The organism is Parabacteroides gordonii MS-1 = DSM 23371 (assembly GCF_000969825.1).
In the GTDB taxonomy this organism is placed as follows: domain Bacteria; phylum Bacteroidota; class Bacteroidia; order Bacteroidales; family Tannerellaceae; genus Parabacteroides; species Parabacteroides gordonii.
Genome location: NZ_KQ033921.1, coordinates 191,259 through 206,949, shown reverse-complemented (window position 1 = coordinate 206,949; position 15,691 = coordinate 191,259). Strand labels below are relative to the sequence as shown.

Annotated in this window: 15 protein-coding genes; 9 read left to right on the top strand and 6 right to left on the bottom strand. The window is 45.6% G+C overall.

Translation table 11 applies throughout. From position 1 onward, the window contains the following. Genes HMPREF1536_RS25270 through HMPREF1536_RS25255 form a run of 4 tightly spaced genes read left to right on the top strand, consistent with a single transcriptional unit; the run spans position 1 to position 3,479 of the window. Entirely contained in the window at positions 1-1,110 is a 1,110-nt protein-coding gene (locus HMPREF1536_RS25270) for a glycosyltransferase family 4 protein (RefSeq protein WP_167331504.1), read from the top strand. Beyond that, positions 1,103-1,669 carry a DapH/DapD/GlmU-related protein gene (locus HMPREF1536_RS25265; protein WP_052349840.1) on the top strand — a complete coding sequence of 189 codons (567 nt, stop codon included), beginning with the start codon at positions 1,103-1,105 and terminating at the stop codon, positions 1,667-1,669. The genes HMPREF1536_RS25270 and HMPREF1536_RS25265 overlap by 8 nt, the downstream gene beginning before the upstream one ends. 5 nt (positions 1,670-1,674) lie before the next feature. Next, positions 1,675-2,505: a glycosyltransferase family 2 protein gene (locus HMPREF1536_RS25260; RefSeq protein WP_044192271.1), complete on the top strand. Its 831-nt coding sequence runs from the start codon at positions 1,675-1,677 to the stop codon at positions 2,503-2,505. Between the two features lie 8 nt (positions 2,506-2,513). Beyond that, positions 2,514-3,479, top strand: coding sequence for a glycosyltransferase family 2 protein (locus HMPREF1536_RS25255; protein WP_028727974.1), 966 nt, complete (start codon positions 2,514-2,516; stop codon positions 3,477-3,479). 99 nt (positions 3,480-3,578) lie between these two features. Here HMPREF1536_RS25255 and creD read toward each other — a convergent pair whose 3' ends face one another. The 3 genes from creD to HMPREF1536_RS25240 all read right to left on the bottom strand — a co-directional run bounded on the left by creD (position 3,579) and on the right by HMPREF1536_RS25240 (position 5,881). Next, complete coding sequence (creD, locus tag HMPREF1536_RS25250; RefSeq protein WP_028727975.1) at positions 3,579-4,907, bottom strand: cell envelope integrity protein CreD; 1,329 nt, start codon at positions 4,905-4,907, stop codon at positions 3,579-3,581. A gap of 63 nt (positions 4,908-4,970) precedes the next feature. Continuing rightward, the gene (locus tag HMPREF1536_RS25245) at positions 4,971-5,261 is read right to left on the bottom strand and encodes a winged helix-turn-helix domain-containing protein (protein ID WP_028727976.1); all 291 of its coding nucleotides are present in this window, start codon (positions 5,259-5,261) and stop codon (positions 4,971-4,973) included. Then, positions 5,258-5,881: a hypothetical protein gene (locus HMPREF1536_RS25240; protein ID WP_225608004.1), complete on the bottom strand. Its 624-nt coding sequence runs from the start codon at positions 5,879-5,881 to the stop codon at positions 5,258-5,260. The genes HMPREF1536_RS25245 and HMPREF1536_RS25240 overlap by 4 nt, the downstream gene beginning before the upstream one ends. Positions 5,882-6,085: 204 nt before the next feature. On the opposite strand from HMPREF1536_RS25240, the gene HMPREF1536_RS25235 reads away from it, so the two are divergent. The 5 genes from HMPREF1536_RS25235 (at position 6,086) to HMPREF1536_RS25215 (ending at position 10,900) form a co-directional block, all read left to right on the top strand. After that, complete coding sequence (locus tag HMPREF1536_RS25235; protein WP_028727978.1) at positions 6,086-7,336, top strand: ATP-binding protein; 1,251 nt, start codon at positions 6,086-6,088, stop codon at positions 7,334-7,336. Between the two features lie 104 nt (positions 7,337-7,440). Continuing rightward, on the top strand, positions 7,441-8,469 hold the full coding sequence (locus HMPREF1536_RS25230; protein WP_028727979.1) for an agmatine deiminase family protein: 1,029 nt from the start codon (positions 7,441-7,443) through the stop codon (positions 8,467-8,469). Beyond that, the gene (locus HMPREF1536_RS25225) at positions 8,466-9,341 is read left to right on the top strand and encodes a carbon-nitrogen hydrolase (protein ID WP_028727980.1); all 876 of its coding nucleotides are present in this window, start codon (positions 8,466-8,468) and stop codon (positions 9,339-9,341) included. The genes HMPREF1536_RS25230 and HMPREF1536_RS25225 overlap by 4 nt, the downstream gene beginning before the upstream one ends. Before the next feature lies 1 nt (position 9,342). Then, a complete protein-coding gene (locus HMPREF1536_RS25220; protein ID WP_028727981.1) occupies positions 9,343-10,329 on the top strand; it encodes an aminodeoxychorismate synthase component I in 987 nt (328 codons plus the stop codon). Beyond that, the gene (locus tag HMPREF1536_RS25215) at positions 10,313-10,900 is read left to right on the top strand and encodes an aminotransferase class IV family protein (RefSeq protein WP_028727982.1); all 588 of its coding nucleotides are present in this window, start codon (positions 10,313-10,315) and stop codon (positions 10,898-10,900) included. The genes HMPREF1536_RS25220 and HMPREF1536_RS25215 overlap by 17 nt, the downstream gene beginning before the upstream one ends. Before the next feature lie 29 nt (positions 10,901-10,929). Here HMPREF1536_RS25215 and recQ read toward each other — a convergent pair whose 3' ends face one another. The 3 genes from recQ to HMPREF1536_RS25200 form a co-directional block, all read right to left on the bottom strand. Then, a complete protein-coding gene (gene recQ / locus HMPREF1536_RS25210) occupies positions 10,930-12,762 on the bottom strand; it encodes a DNA helicase RecQ (RefSeq protein WP_028727983.1) in 1,833 nt (610 codons plus the stop codon). A gap of 105 nt (positions 12,763-12,867) precedes the next feature. Further along, entirely contained in the window at positions 12,868-13,281 is a 414-nt protein-coding gene (locus HMPREF1536_RS25205) for a DUF5675 family protein (RefSeq protein ID WP_028727984.1), read from the bottom strand. Further along, complete coding sequence (locus HMPREF1536_RS25200; RefSeq protein ID WP_081693333.1) at positions 13,272-15,677, bottom strand: BT4734/BF3469 family protein; 2,406 nt, start codon at positions 15,675-15,677, stop codon at positions 13,272-13,274. The genes HMPREF1536_RS25205 and HMPREF1536_RS25200 overlap by 10 nt, the downstream gene beginning before the upstream one ends. Positions 15,678-15,691: the final 14 nt, after the last annotated feature.

Genomic DNA, 15,691 nt, shown 5'->3' with positions numbered 1-15,691 from the left:
ATGGGACCCTTTGGATATATACCGCCCAAGGGAATCGGAGCGATAGAGAAACTTTGGTATGATCTTGCTCTTGAATTTATTAAAAAAGGGCACGGCGTTGAAATTATATCCAAAAAGCCGGTCGGTTTTCAGGTATCGGATACGGGAAATGAGGATATCGAACATATTTATATTCCCGGTTATCGTAGAGGTGCACATTTGGCAAAGGATTTGTTTTTTGATTTTATATATTCATTCAATGCTTTACGTAAAGTAAAAAAGACTGATATATTGATCATGAATACTTTCTGGTCACCATTGCTATGCCGGTTGTTTCGGTATAAATATTCGGTATCAGTCTATAACGTGGCTCGTTACCCGAAAGGACAATACCGGTATTATTGCTGGACGGATATGTTTTGTTGTGTATCGACAGCAGTAGAAAGGGCGTTGAAAAAGCAATTGCCGGATAAAAAGGATAAAATAAGAACGATTAATAATCCGATAGATACAAACATTTATACGTATAGGGAAAAAGAAACGACTGATGATCTGATAATCATGTATCATGGCCGTATTCACCCGGAAAAAGGATTGAATATACTTGTGCTGGCAGTTGAAACTTTACGGGTTAAGTATCCCGGGATAAATCTGGTGTTTGTCGGTGCTAGGGATATTGCATCCGGAGGTGGAGGAGAGCAATATGTCCGGCAATTGGAAAAGATGGCAAAAGGAAGGATTACGTGGGCAGATCCTATATCAAATCCGTCGTTATTAGCTGAAAAAATAGCTTCTTGCGATATCTATTGTTATCCGTCTGTTGCCGAGAAAGGCGAGACGTTTGGTGTGTCTCCCTTGGAAGCTATGGGGATAGGACGGCCGGTAATCGTTTCCGCATTGGAGTGTTTCAATGATTTTATAGAGGATGGAGTCAATGGTTTTGTTTTTGACCATCGGAGTCCGAATGCTGTGGAGGAGTTGGCATCGATCATAGAGCAGTTGATGGAGCATCCGGATTGGCGTAAAGAGATAGGGGTGGAAGCCTTTCGATCTTCCCGTAGATTTTCGAACAGTCATATAGCCGATCAGTATTTATCTGAATTTAAAATATTATTGAATAATCATGGCTAAAGTATGGTTGAAAGCTATATATCAAAAGGATATTAGTACATCTTCATGGTCTGTTAAAGAGGCGTTGGGTATTCGTTTCTGGCATATAGTCTGGTTGCTCTTTTTTCGCTGGACACCCAAAAAACTTAATTTTTGGCGGTTGTTTCTGCTTCGATTGTTTGGAGCTCGTTTAGAGAAAGTGTTCATCTTTTCTTCCTGCCGTATTTTTATTCCTTGGTTGTTGGAAATGAAAGAAGGTGCTTGTTTGGGCCCTTATTCCGAAGTTTATAATCTTGGGGTGGTTCGTTTTGGAAAACGTTCGGTTTTGTCTCAATATTCTTATGTGTGTAATGGAACACATGATTTATCAACATTAAGACTTCCCTTGATGATCGGTGAAATAAATATCGGAGCAAATGTTTTCATCGGTGCAAAAGCATTGATTTTGCCTGGTGTGGATATAGGAGAAGGGGCTGTAGTGGGGACAGGGAGTGTGGTTACAAAAGATATTGAAGCGTGGACTATTGTAGGAGGAAATCCGGCAAGAGAGATAAAAAAACGTATTTTGAAATCAGAATAAATAGTATGGAAAAAATTCCGGTATCGGTTATTATTCCGGTGAAAAATGAAGAAAAGAACCTTCCGCGTTGTTTGTCCTTATTAAAAGATTTTTCTGAAGTTATCGTGGTGGATTCGTACAGTACGGATAAAACACCACAAATAGCTGAGGAATATGGATGCCGTCTGATCGAATTTACATGGAATGGCCGATTCCCCAAAAAACGGAACTGGGTATTGAGGAATGTGGAATTACAGAATACCTGGGTATTGTTTTTGGATGCGGACGAATCGGTTACGAATGATTTTATAGTTTGTGTCAGAAAGACGATAGAACGTACGGATTACTGTGGCTTCTGGATTTATTATAACGATCATTTTATGGGCAGACAGTTAAAGCATGGAGTGAAGATGCGTAAGCTGGCTTTATTTAGAAAAGACAAAGGCGAATATGAATACATCGACGAGCATTCCTGGTCGCATCTGGATATGGAGATTCATGAACATCCGGTTATAGACGGAAAAGTAGGCGTGTTGCCTGTTCCGCTGATCCATAACGATTATAAAGGATTGGAACATTATATAGCCAAACATAATGCTTATTCGACCTGGGAGGTTCATCGTTTTTTTCAATTGATAAAATCCGAAACCCCTTTGACGTTCCGGCAGAAAGTGAAGTATTTCCTGCTGGATAGTTGGTTTTTGGCTCCTTTGTATTTTCTGTATGCTTATTTTTTCCGCTTAGGAATGCTGGATGGCAGAGCTGGGCTACTATTCAGTCTCTATAAAATGCAGTATTTTTTTCAGATAAAAAGTAAAATCATTGAACTTAAACGGATAAGTGTAATAAATAACTAATAGAACAGATGGATATAAAAGTTTCAATAATTATTCCGGTGTATAATGTTGCACCTTTTCTTGATAAATGTTTATCATCCTGTGTCAATCAAACGTTTCAAGATATAGAGATTATTGTTGTGAATGACGGATCGCGAGATGATTCATCTCAGATTATTGCTGCATATGCAGCAATAGATGATCGTATAAAAGTAATTACAAAAGAAAATCAAGGGTTGATTTATGCCCGTAAATCAGGTTTGGAAGTGGCTTGCGGAGAATATGTGTTTCATCTGGACGGAGATGATTATATAGAACCGAATGCAATAGAAATATTATATGATGAGGCGATAAAACAGGATGCAGACTATGTTGTTGCTAATTACTATGATGTATTAGGTAATGAGCGGCATGAAGTTTGGCGTAATAGCAGAATGAAAGGTTTATCCGGTGAGGCTTTTTTTCTCTGTATGCTTCGCGGAGGATATGAGTTATGGGCGCGGTTGATAAGGCGGTCTTTATGCGATGATATCATTTACAAGCCTGTGGTTAACGGAGAGGACTTATTTACTACCATGCAGATTGTGTTGAAGGTAAAGAAACCGGTGGTGGTCGATGCTTGCCTGTATAATTATGTAAAGCGTACGGGTTCCCTAACTAACCGGAATGAAGAAATAATGTGGGAATCTAAATTTTACATGATAAGATCTGTGTTTTCACTTCTGGATGTGTATCCTTACACTCAACCGATCAGGGAAAGAGTCTATTTGATGTTTTTTTCTTTTTTTCTGGAATGTATAAGTTTGAAGAAAATGGAGGTTAAAACTATTCTGTATGATTATTATTGGAATAAAAAAGAAGTAAAAGCTTTTCTGTGGAGGAAAAGGATAGATTTTTATTTAATGATAAATACTTTTTTCGTATTTCCCTCTATAGCGAGTTTGATCGCAAGAATCTATTTGTATATGATTTGTTTATGGCGTAAGTTTAAATGATTTTTCGATATGCATATTATACCCGAATGATACAAAAATAGCGATTGTGTTTTAGTTGTACCATCCGGGTATAATGTGAGCATTTATTTTTATCTCTGATCAATCGTTGGGTGTTTCTTCCTCTTGTCTATACCAATTAATTTTTCGTGAGAAGAACATGATAATGCCTAATATAATAAACAACCCCACACTTCCTATCAGCAACGCGATGTCTTCCAGCTGAAGCACTACATAAAGGAATATGTAAAGCATACACAGCATGGCAGCTAAACCGCCTGTCTGCACCTTATTCTTAAAGATGCTATGTGTATAAACCGTGATCAGTCCGATAGTCGCTATGCTGGCTATCAGGTATGCGATGCCGAAGTTTATTTGTTCGGAGATCGATAAAAGCAGGCTGTAGAACAGGATCAAGGCGATGCCGACCAGCAAATACTGGATGGGATGGATGCGTTTTTTTGTCAGTATTTCGACAAAGAAAAAGACGACGAATGTCAGTGCGATGAACATGAATGCGTATTTTGCCGAACGCATGTTTTGCTGGTAATGGTTTACCGGGTCGATCAGGTTAACGCCGAAAGAGGCATCTTCGAAAGTCTCCACCTGATTGTCTATCCATGTTTCAGGGATGCTGCGGTTGAAGCGGAGGACACTCCAGTTTGCATCAAATCCGTTTTCGGTAATGGTATGTTCGGGGCTGAAGTTGCCGATGAAGCCGGGAGATTTCCAGGTGCCGGCAACGTGGACTTTGGAGGTTTTGCCTATAGGTATGAAATTGATATTACTGCTACCGTTCAGTTTTAATTTGCAATTGAAGTTTAATGGCTGGCCGGTTAAAAGAGTGTCAGCATTATTTAGACTGACTACCAATATCTTTCCCATCAGCCTGTCGTAATTACCGGCGGCTTCTACCGGATACTGCTTGTTGTCGAGCGTAAAGCTGATATTTTCGGTGATACCTCTCAAGTCGGAAACTCCGATAGTCAGGTAGGCTTGATCCCAATGGATGGTACTGTTGTCGGTCTTCTGGTAATTGATCTTATCGAAGTTTCCGGACAGGTCTATTTCACTTTTGTAGAGGATCGTTTTATAGATCCCGTAATATCTTTCCTCAGGGAATAGTTGTGTGTCGATATTCAGGTTTTCAGGCGTGATGCTTATTGTATGTTCCTGAAGGACTGTTTTGTTGTTTGCATCCACCTGGGTGGTGTAGGGGATCGTGAGTACCGGGCCGCAGATGGTCTGGGCATTGCTCCATTTGGCATTGATCTTTTCGATTGTTTCGACACTTCTGTCTTGTCTTTCCCGTATCAAATCCTGGATCATTATGCCCGGAATAAGTAGGATAATGGTCAGAAAGCCGATAACCAGTGCTTTGAATGTGATAGACTGGTTGATTTTTCCTGCTTTTTTAATTGTTGTTTCCATAATCTTAAGCTGTTTATTGTGTCTAAAAAGTACTTTGTTTTTCAAAGTGAGTAGGTAAAAAAATTATTTGATAAGTTCTTCTAAAGCGTTCAGATGCTCTTTGAAGCTTTTCCGTCCTTCTTCAGTGATCATATATTGTGTATTGGGTTTCCGTCCGATGAATTGCTTGGAGGACTGGATATATCCGATAGTCTCCAATGCTTTCAGGTGGCTGGCCAGATTCCCGTCGGTCAGTTCCATCAGTTGCTTCATCGTGTTGAAGTCAGCCGATTCGTTCACCGAAAGAATAGACATAATACCTAATCGTATACGGCTTTCAAAAGCTTTATTTAATTTGGATATTATGTTTTTCATTCCTTTTTCAGATCATATTTAATATACATGGCCGTGCCGTAAATGATGTGGCAGACTCCGAACCCGATTGTCCAGAGCAGGAGGCTCCAATCCGGTAACAGGGCCGCGAGTATTCCCAGTATGACTTCCGTCAGGCCAAGATAATGGACTTCGTCGAGGGTGTATTTGGATACATTGATCAACGCCAGGCCATAGAAAGTCAGCGTCATTGTAATAGCCATCGGCAGGTCGCCGCGCAACAGGAAAATAAGGGCAAAGATACCACCGGCTACCAAAGGAATACCGAGGTTGTATAGTGTCTTTTTTATCAGGCTCTTGGAGGGCATCAGGTTTTTCTTAACCGACTTTCTCCACGAAAAGTAGATACCGAAACAAATAGAAAAGAGCAAGACGGCGGAAGCATCCGTTATCAGCAATGTTATTTCGCGGAACATGGCTTCGTGGGTCGTTTCGAAGCCGGCGGTTGAAGGTTCCTGCAAAATATGGAAATAGGCGAGTGCCGCGCCAATAATAGCAATAATCCCGGCTGAAATACCGGATAGCCCGCTTAATGACAGGAGTTTGGATGATCTTTCCATCATCTCGCGTATTGCTTTTATGTCTTCTAATTGTTTGTTCATATACTTATGATAAAAAGTACTTTGTGGTGCAAAGTTAGTAAGGTTTCTGAATATACCAATTACAAGGAGGTGTTTTTTTATGAGTATTATGAATCAGGATTAAAGTTTAGTCGGTTGTTTTCATTGAACTATGCTCTTGTTTGAAGGAAAATATATAACTTTGTGTTCGAAAAACTGTCACATGTGACATTTATTAGCAAATTAATGATTGTAAACAGAAGTACATACATAGATAAGCTCCAACGATCTAAGGGCAACGGTCTTATTAAAATCATAACAGGGCTGCGTCGTTCCGGCAAATCATTCCTGCTAAAAAAACTCTTTCGTCAACATTTGCTGGATGAAGGAGTTTCAGACGATCATATCATTATCATAGATATGGAGAGTCGGAAAAACAAGGTGTTTAAAGATCCTGATTACCTGTTGGACTGGTTAGACGGACGGATGGTCGATGATTCTACCTATTACATCATCGTCGATGAGGTTCAAGAAGTAAAGGATTTTGTGGAAGTTCTTTCCAGTCTGTCTGTAATGGAAGGCACGGATGTATATGTAACAGGATCCAATTCGCGCTTCCTTTCGTCGGATGTTGTTACGGAGTTTAGGGGACGAGGTGACGAGATTCATGTATGGCCATTGTCATTCCATGAGTTCATGTCTGTGTATGAAGGTTCGAAGGAAGACGGATGGGCTGAATATCTGATGTATGGCGGTCTACCCCAATTGCTGACGCAGGATGGTGATGACAAGAAATCAGAGTTTCTTCGCCGTTTGTACCGTACAGTTTATTTGCGTGACATTTATGAACGGAACAATATAGAATTGAAGCCCGAGTTTGAAGAACTTTCTCAAGCGCTTGCCTCAAGTATAGGTGCTCCCGTGAATGCCTCGAACATAGCCAATACATTCAAGTCGGTAAGCAATGTCCGGAATATTTCCGATAAGACCGTATCTACATATCTGGAATATATGCAGGACGCATTTCTAATCGAAAAGTCGGAGCGATACGATATAAAAGGACGTAAATATATCGGTTCTTTATATAAGTGCTATTATCAGGATATCGGTTTGAGAAATGCCATTCTTTCATTCCGGCAGATCGAGCCCACACATCTGATGGAGAATGTTATATATAACGAAATGAGGAGACGCGGCTGGCTTGTGGATGTAGGTAATATCTATCACCGTATTAGAAATTCAGAAGGACAGCAGCAAAGGGTAACGTTAGAGGTGGATTTCGTCTGCAACAAAGGAAGCGAACGAATCTATATCCAGTCGGCATGGCGTATGCCGGATGAAGAGAAGATGGAACAGGAAAAGCGTTCGTTGCGTTTGGTTGGCGACTCTTTCAGAAAGTTGTTGATAGTGGGTGAACACACCAAATCATGGAGCGATGAGAACGGTATACAGATGATGAGTATCTACGATTTCTTGCTTGACATGGCAAGTCTTTAGCCTGATTAGTAAGTATCAGCTTTCTGAAAACAGTGGATTTTGCATGTGATCGCTTGCTTTCAATAAATGCTTATCTTTGTAACCAGAAAATAAATTTAGCAGACATGGAGAATAAAACAATATTGCCGGCCGAATGGTATCCGCAAAGCGCGGTTCAACTGACCTGGCCACATGAAGGGACTGACTGGGCACCGATACTGGACGAGGTGGTTCCTTGCTTTGTCTCGATTGCCAAAGAAGTGATCAAACGGGAAAAGTTACTGATCGTTTGTCCGGATGAATCGGTGGTGCGCTCCCAACTGGGAGAGGTGGATTATAGCCGTATCATCTTCCGCGAAATGGAGACGAGCGATACCTGGGCACGCGATCATGGAGGTATTTCGGTCTTTGAGGAAGGCATACCGGTGGTGTACGATTTCGTATTTAACGGCTGGGGCATGAAGTTTGCGGCTAATCACGATAACCTGATCACACGTAAATTATTCCATGGGAAGACGTTTGCGGAGGAGGTCGTTCCGGTCAATATGCAACCGTTCGTATTGGAAGGCGGTAGTATCGAGTCGGACGGAAAGGGTACTTTACTGACTACGGTCGAATGCCTTTCTTCCGTGAACAGAAATGAATACCTTCAGCAGGAAGAGTTGGAAAGCTACCTGAAACAGGTGTTCGGCCTGGATCGTATCTTGTGGCTGGAAAGCGGTTACCTGGCGGGCGACGATACCGATAGCCATGTCGATACGCTGGCCCGTTTTTGTAGCGAAGATACGATTGCCTATGTGCAATGCACGGACGAAGAAGATGAACATTTTGCCGAATTACAGGAAATGGAGGAGGAGCTGAAAGAGTTCACCCAGGCCAACGGCGAACCTTACCGCCTGATCGCTTTGCCTATGGCGGATAAAGTGGAATGGGAGGGTGAACGTTTACCGGCTACTTATGCCAACTTCCTGATTATAAACGGGGCGGTCTTGCTCCCTTTCTATAATTCACCGAAAGACGAGGAGGCTAAAGCCGCCTTGCAAGAAGCTTTCCCGGACAGGGAGATTGTAGGTATCGATTGTTTACCGTTGATTAAACAACATGGTTCGTTGCATTGTGTGACAATGCAATACCCGAAAGATTTTATCGTATGAAAGTAGGATTAATTCAACAGGCAAATACCTGTGACCGGACAGATAATATAAAGAAACTGAAAAATAGCATCCGGCTTTGTGCGGAAGAAGGGGCGGAACTGGTCGTGCTACAAGAGTTGCATAACGGGCTCTATTTCTGCCAGACAGAAGATACACAGGTGTTCGACCAGGCAGAACCAATTCCGGGGCCATCTACCGAAGCGTTCGGTGCACTGGCGAAAGAGCTGGGTGTCGTGCTGGTGCTTTCCCTTTTTGAAAGGCGTGCGCCGGGACTCTATCATAATACGGCGGTGGTGATTGAACGTGACGGCACGATTGCCGGAAAGTATCGTAAAATGCATATACCGGATGATCCGGCTTATTACGAGAAATTCTATTTTACACCGGGCGACCTGGGCTTTGAACCCATACAGACTTCGGTCGGTAAACTCGGCGTGCTGGTTTGCTGGGATCAATGGTATCCGGAAGCCGCCCGCCTGATGGCTATGAAAGGATCCGAAATGTTGATCTATCCGACCGCCATCGGTTGGGAAAGTAGTGATACGGAGGAAGAGAAGAAACGCCAGTTGGATGCCTGGGTAACCGTGCAACGGGGTCATGCCGTAGCCAACGGACTTCCGGTGATTACCGTGAACCGTACGGGACACGAGACGGATCCTTCGGGGCAGACAAACGGTATCCGGTTCTGGGGGAATAGTTTTGTAGCGGGCCCGCAGGGAGAGTTGTTGGCTGAATTTCCGAATGACCATGAAGAAGTCCGCGTGGTAGAGATAGACAAGGCACGTAGTGAGAATGTGCGCCGTTGGTGGCCTTTCTTCCGCGACCGCCGTATCGATGCTTTTGGCGGACTGACAGAGCGATTTTTGATCTGATATGAAATTATGCAATAAGGAAGAAGCCGTCCGGTACATGAATCGATTGGGATTATCCGGACGGCCTTTTGTCTTTGTCGTCGATTATAAGCAGGAACAGGTTTGGATAGGGGAGACGGATGCTATCGATCCGGAAGAGTTGCTATACGATCTGAATGGTTTCACCAATGTTATCCCGGAGACGGTGGCATTGCCGGATAAACAGGTGGTGTGGCATACCGATCCGGTTTCGTATGAAGCCTATTCCCAGTCTTTCCGTATTGTCTCCGATCATATTCATGCCGGTAATTCGTATCTGGTGAATCTGACCTGTGCCACTCCGGTACAAACGAACCTGACCTTGAAAGAGGTTTTTGCCTGTTCGCATGCCCCCTATAAATTATGGGCGAAGGATCGCTTTGTCGTCTTCTCCCCCGAGATATTCGTGCGTATCGAGGACGGTTTTATCTATTCTTATCCGATGAAAGGGACGATCGACGCTTCTTTGCCGGATGCCCGCGAACGCATCCTGGCAGACGGCAAGGAGGAGGCGGAACATGCTACGATTGTCGATCTGATCCGTAACGATTTGAGCCAGGTGGCATCGGAGGTGACGGTTACCCGTTATCGGTATATCGACGAGTTGCTGACCAACAGGGGGCGCCTCTTGCAGGTCAGTTCCGAGATAAGAGGAAAGCTGGAGGGAAAATGGCAGGCTTCTTTGGGACAAATCCTTTTCAGCCTCTTGCCGGCCGGTTCGATCACCGGTGCACCGAAGAAAAAGACGATGGAGATCATTGCGGAAGCGGAGACGTATGACCGGGGATTTTATACGGGCGTGACCGGCTATTTTGACGGCCGTAAACTGGATAGCGCCGTCATGATCCGTTTCCTGGAAGAGCAGGACGGACGGCTGGTGTTTAAGAGTGGAGGAGGCATCACTTCCCGGAGTGATTTGCAGAGTGAATATAACGAAATGAAACAAAAAGTATATGTGCCAATTTATTGAAACAATCCGTATCGAGAATGGGAAGGCCCTTAATCTGGGCTTTCATAACTACCGCTTCAACAAGACGCGGAGGGATATATTTGAATGTAACTTGCCCGTTAACCTGGCTGATTATATCCAGCCCGGCGAGTATACCGAACGTACCAAATGCCGTATCGAATATCAGGATGAAGTAGAAAAGGTCGAATATCAGCCTTACACGATCCGTCCGGTGAAGAGCCTGAGGATGGTAACATCCGACGGGTTGGATTACACCTATAAGAGTAGTAACCGGCAGAAGCTGGATGAATTATTCAAGCAGAAAGGCGAAGCCGACGATATACTGATTATCCGCGACGGCTTTCTGACGGATACCTCGATAGCCAATATCGCCCTATGGAATGGCGAACAATGGGAAACACCCGAAAAGCCCTTGCTGGAAGGGACGATGAGAGCGTCTTTATTGGGCAAAGGGCTGATTGTTCCCGCCGCCATTCGCCCGCACGACTTATCTCGCTATTCCCTGATCCGTCTGTTCAATGCAATGATCGGTTTCGGAGAGATAGAACTTCCCGTTCAACATATCCTTTAAAAGAAGAAAGTACCCGGCAAAGTAAAGTGTTATCCCTCTTTGGGTAACCGTAGTACGAACCGTATCAGTGCTACAAATACTTTGCCGTACTTGTCCAATTTGATTTGCCCTACACCATGTATCTCGCTGAACTCGTCCAGCGTGACGGGTTTCTTTTGTACCATATCTTCCAGAGAATCATCGGAGAAGATGATATATGCCGGTGTTTGTTCCCGTTCGGCGATCTGCTTGCGGAGCTGTTGAAGCGAGTCGAGCAATGTCTCTTCGACGGAAGCCGCCTGTATCGGTTTGATCGGGCGGTATTTGAATTTGCCGTCTTTCTTGCGTAAGAATACCTTTTCTTCCGTTTCTTTGTAAATGGCCATCATGGCTTTCTGCTCGCCGAACAATATTTTTCTTCCCAGTGGCGTTACCTTTAGTATACCGGCATTTACGTAATCGATCTCGATATATCCCAACTGGAGCATCTGGTACAGATACTCTTTCCACTCCTTGTAGGTCAGGTCTTTTCCTGCTCCGTAGGTCTTTAGTTTATCATATCCCTTTTCGGTAATATCCGCTTTTTCCGATCCGCGGAGAATATTGATCAACATATTCATACCGACAAACTGACCGGTACGGAAGATGGCGCTAAGTGCTTTCTGAACCAATATGCTACCGTCGAAGCGTTGAGGGGGATTCTTGCAGACATCGCAATTTCCGCAATCCTGATCCGTCTCTTCCCCGAAATAACTAAGCAGGATACGGCGGCGGCAGATATCCGCTTCGCAATAACGGCGCATCCGGTTCAGTTTCTGAAGATTGACATCCCTTTGTCCACTTTCCTCGGCAAAACGACGGAGCACGAGCAGGTCGCCCACCGAATAGAACAGCAAGGTGTCGCTCTTCATCCCATCCCGTCCGGCACGTCCTATCTCCTGGTAGTAGTTTTCAATGCTTCCGGGCATATTATAATGTACAACCCAGCGGACATTGCTTTTGTCGATTCCCATACCGAAAGCAACCGTTGCACAGACAACATTTACCCGATCGTTGATAAAATCATCCTGTGCCTTTTCGCGCACCGCGGGCGCAAGTCCGGCATGATAGGCGGTTGCCTTGATCCCGTAGGAAGAAAGCTCTTCAGCCAGTTTTTCGGTACTGTTCCGGCTCATGCAGTAGACGATACCGCTCTGCTTTCGGTGTGCATGGATGAAATGGACGATGGCGGCCGTTTTCTCTTTCTTGTTTAGTCCCCGGCGGATCGTCAGGGAAAGGTTGGGACGGTCGAAAGAAGAGACGAATACTTCCGGATCGCGCAGGTTCAACTGGTTGATTATATCCGTACGCGTCACCTTGTCGGCGGTCGCGGTCAGGGCGACGATCGGTATTTTAGGGAAATGCTCCTTGAGTACCGCCAGTTGCGTATATTCTGGCCGGAAGTCGTGCCCCCAATGCGAGATACAATGGGCTTCGTCGATGGCTATCAACGATATATCCATGCGGGGAAGCAGCCAGTGGAGCTCACCGATCAGTCCTTCGGGGGAGATATAAAGCAGCTTGATCTTTCCCTGGATGCAGAGTTGTTTGACTTGTTGCCGTTCTTCGTCAGGCATCATACTATTGAGTGCGGCGGCCGGAATGCCGTTGGCCACCAACCCGCCTACCTGGTCTTTCATCAGTGCGATCAAAGGGGAGATAACAACCGCCGTCCCCGGCAGATAAATAGCCGGTAGTTGGAAGCAAATCGATTTCCCCCCACCGGTAGGCATCAGCACCAGTGAATCCTCTTTCCTCAAAATACGTTGTATGATCTCCGCCTGTAATGGGCGGAAAGAAGTATACCCAAAGAACTTCTTTAATAGCAACAGCAACTCTTTCATCGTCCTAAAATCAATTCACAAAGATAGTATAATATTTAGAAAAGGAGCTATGCACGAGGGTACAACTCCTTTTCCTATTATAAATAATAATCACTTGCCTCAGATTTATTTCACCTCTATCCACACCGCCTCCCCTTCGGGACGATTTGCCAGGCGGCGGACGATGCGGTGTTCCCAGATACGCGAATCTATTACCTGGCCTTTCTTTTTATTCAACCCGGGCAGGATACACCCTGTTGTGTCGTTCATCGTATTGCCGGCATGGATACGGATACTCTCGAACAGGGACACGTGGAGTAGGAGAGGAAGCCACCGCTGGAACCGGGGACTGAAGGTCACCACCACCGGATAGCGGCCTTCCGGAATGGCGGTTTTGCCGGCTATCTTCTTGCCCGGCCTTCCCCAGCCGATGTCGCGCCAGGTGGGTTCTAACGTATCACAAATGTATTCTCCGTCGATTGCTAGCCGGCCTATCGTGTAGGTCTTGCGACGGGCGATGCGTGTCAGGGTTATTTCCATTTCTCAGTCTTTTTATAGGTTTCCGGCCTGGTGGAGGTAGATGCACCTTTCAAGTCGTTTTCATTAATTGTAAGTTTTGTAATGTAATGCCGGTGTGTCCATTGCCAAAGCATATTTCGTGCGCCCTCGGCATCCATGCCTTGCGATTGGCGTACACGAACGGCATCTGCTAAGGTGAACTCTTCGGGAAGCAGCTCTAAGAGATTGGTTCGTCCGCGACGTTTTTGTCTGTCCGATGCCATGCCACTTCCGCTCATTGCCTCCTCGATATCCGTTCCGAAGAACTCCATCTTGCACCAAAGATCGTATTTCAAGCTCCAGCGAACGAAGTCCTCCATCGTTTTGTCCCACTTACGGCCGTTTGCCACATAGAGCACACAGGCCTTCAAATACGCAATTACGTTGGCCCGAAACGAAAGATTTTCATATATTCTCGATTGGGAGAGGCGAGCAAAGTCGGCACACTCCTCCTTGAGCTTCTTAGCCAGGCGGAACGCTTCGGGGCAATCCACCTCGCCCACGGCACGGCAGAGGTTCTCGATGGATGGGCGGAGTTCTTCGTCGAAAGCGGCATCGTATTCGCCGTACACAGGCATATCGGCACCGATTTCACGTTCGGGGATGGTACAAAAGTTGATGCGTGAGATCGGGCCGTCCGTCAACACCCGCGAGAAGTAACGTTTGCCCTTCAGGATCGTGGTGGCGGCATTCCAGTTGAAGCGGATGGTTACTTTCTCCGTGACGGACTGGGTACCTACGCGGGTCTGTCCATAGCGGTTTCCGGGGTCAAAGCTAAGGCACATGATTTGGAATTGTTGCTGGCCCCTTGTCCCTCCGCGCAGGGCATCGAACTGGTCGATCTCGTTCAATTTCGTGTAAAGAAAATGTCCGTTTGCTTCGGCGGTACGCATCACGAAGGCGGGGTTCGTCATATCGGCATCGATCTCTTGAATGACCAAGCCTTCGGGACGCGCTCGTTTGTCCTTGTTCGCCCCTTTGGAGTTGACTTCGTTCTTCCACTCGCGTTCGCGGCGCAGGTTCTCCTCGTCTCTTAAACGGATGTCTGCCATGATGCGGTTGATGGGTTCGGAGATGCAATCCTTACCCGCGCCGGTGCCTGCCATAAGGACGTTCATAAGCGTTGCTTCATGTAGCACATTGTCGATATAACGAAACCGTACCTTATGTAGGTGGGCGGCTAACGCGGGAAAAACGGCATGTGCCACGGCGGGCTGATAAATGTCCGGTGTGCGGCTCAGCAGGAGTTTTATCAACCCCGGGAGCTTCTTAGGGAGAGCCGGAGGAGTATTTAATGAAGTATTATTGTTTCCGTCCGCAGGGCAATTATTCATTATTGATTCTTCATTATTCATTGCCAGGCGTACCGCCTCGCGCATCTCTTTGGGTGTGGAACAGAACTTGGCGGTACAGGCCGAGTGAATCAATCCGCGCATCTCTTCTTCCGTAAGGTCGTAGCGGGGCATGATGGCGAATAAAAGATTTTCGTCATTATCCGTGATATAGCGCAGGTGCGATGCCAGGCGGTGCAAGCGGGTGTTGCGTTCGCCTTTTTGCGGTTCGCCACCCGTGAGGCGAATCCATTCAGCAATGATATTTTTATACGGAACGCCTTTAAATGATTGAGAATTATCTGTGCTTGGGTCTGCGGGTTCGTTATTCTGATTTGTCTCCTCATGGCACGCAGATGACACAGATGGCGCAGATTTACGCGGATTTTGATCTGTGGTCATCTGCTCGATCTGTGTCATCTGTGTGCCATTTGCCGGATATTCCGCAAACAAAGCCTTTTCGTCCAGATATAGGATATAATCGCGGGGTACAAGAAACGAGCAACGTGCCAGGTCCTTTACCGCCCCATCATAATTAGCATCGCCCAATTGCTCCGACATCCGGCGTTGCGCTTCTGCCAAAACACTTCCCGTAGTATTCTTGTCTTTATAATTTTCAATTTTCAATTCTCCATTTTCAATTACAAAGAGTAGACGAAGTCCCTCGGTGGATGGCGTTACGTGTGCCAGTACCACGCCCAACTCCTTTTCCCTGCCTTCTACGTGGGCTTTATAATATCCGCGTGGGTCGGTGATATGATCCACATCGTACATGGAAAGTCCCGACGGCACGGCATCGGCATTCAACCGTCGGCCGTTCTTGAAAGTGGCGTGCGGCGTAATGACCGGAAGCATTTTCTTGCGTTCCGCTTTCAGTGTGTCGAAGTCCTCTTTCGACATTTCACCCCGCCTTGTGGCTTCCAGGGCATCTTCTATCTCGGCGCATATCCCGGCCACCAGGGGAGAATCTATTACTCCCCGGAACAGCTCGGGGGTACATGTGCGTACCACCCGACTTCTTACATTATTTGAAATTCCAAAGCTCATGATAAAAATAGTTT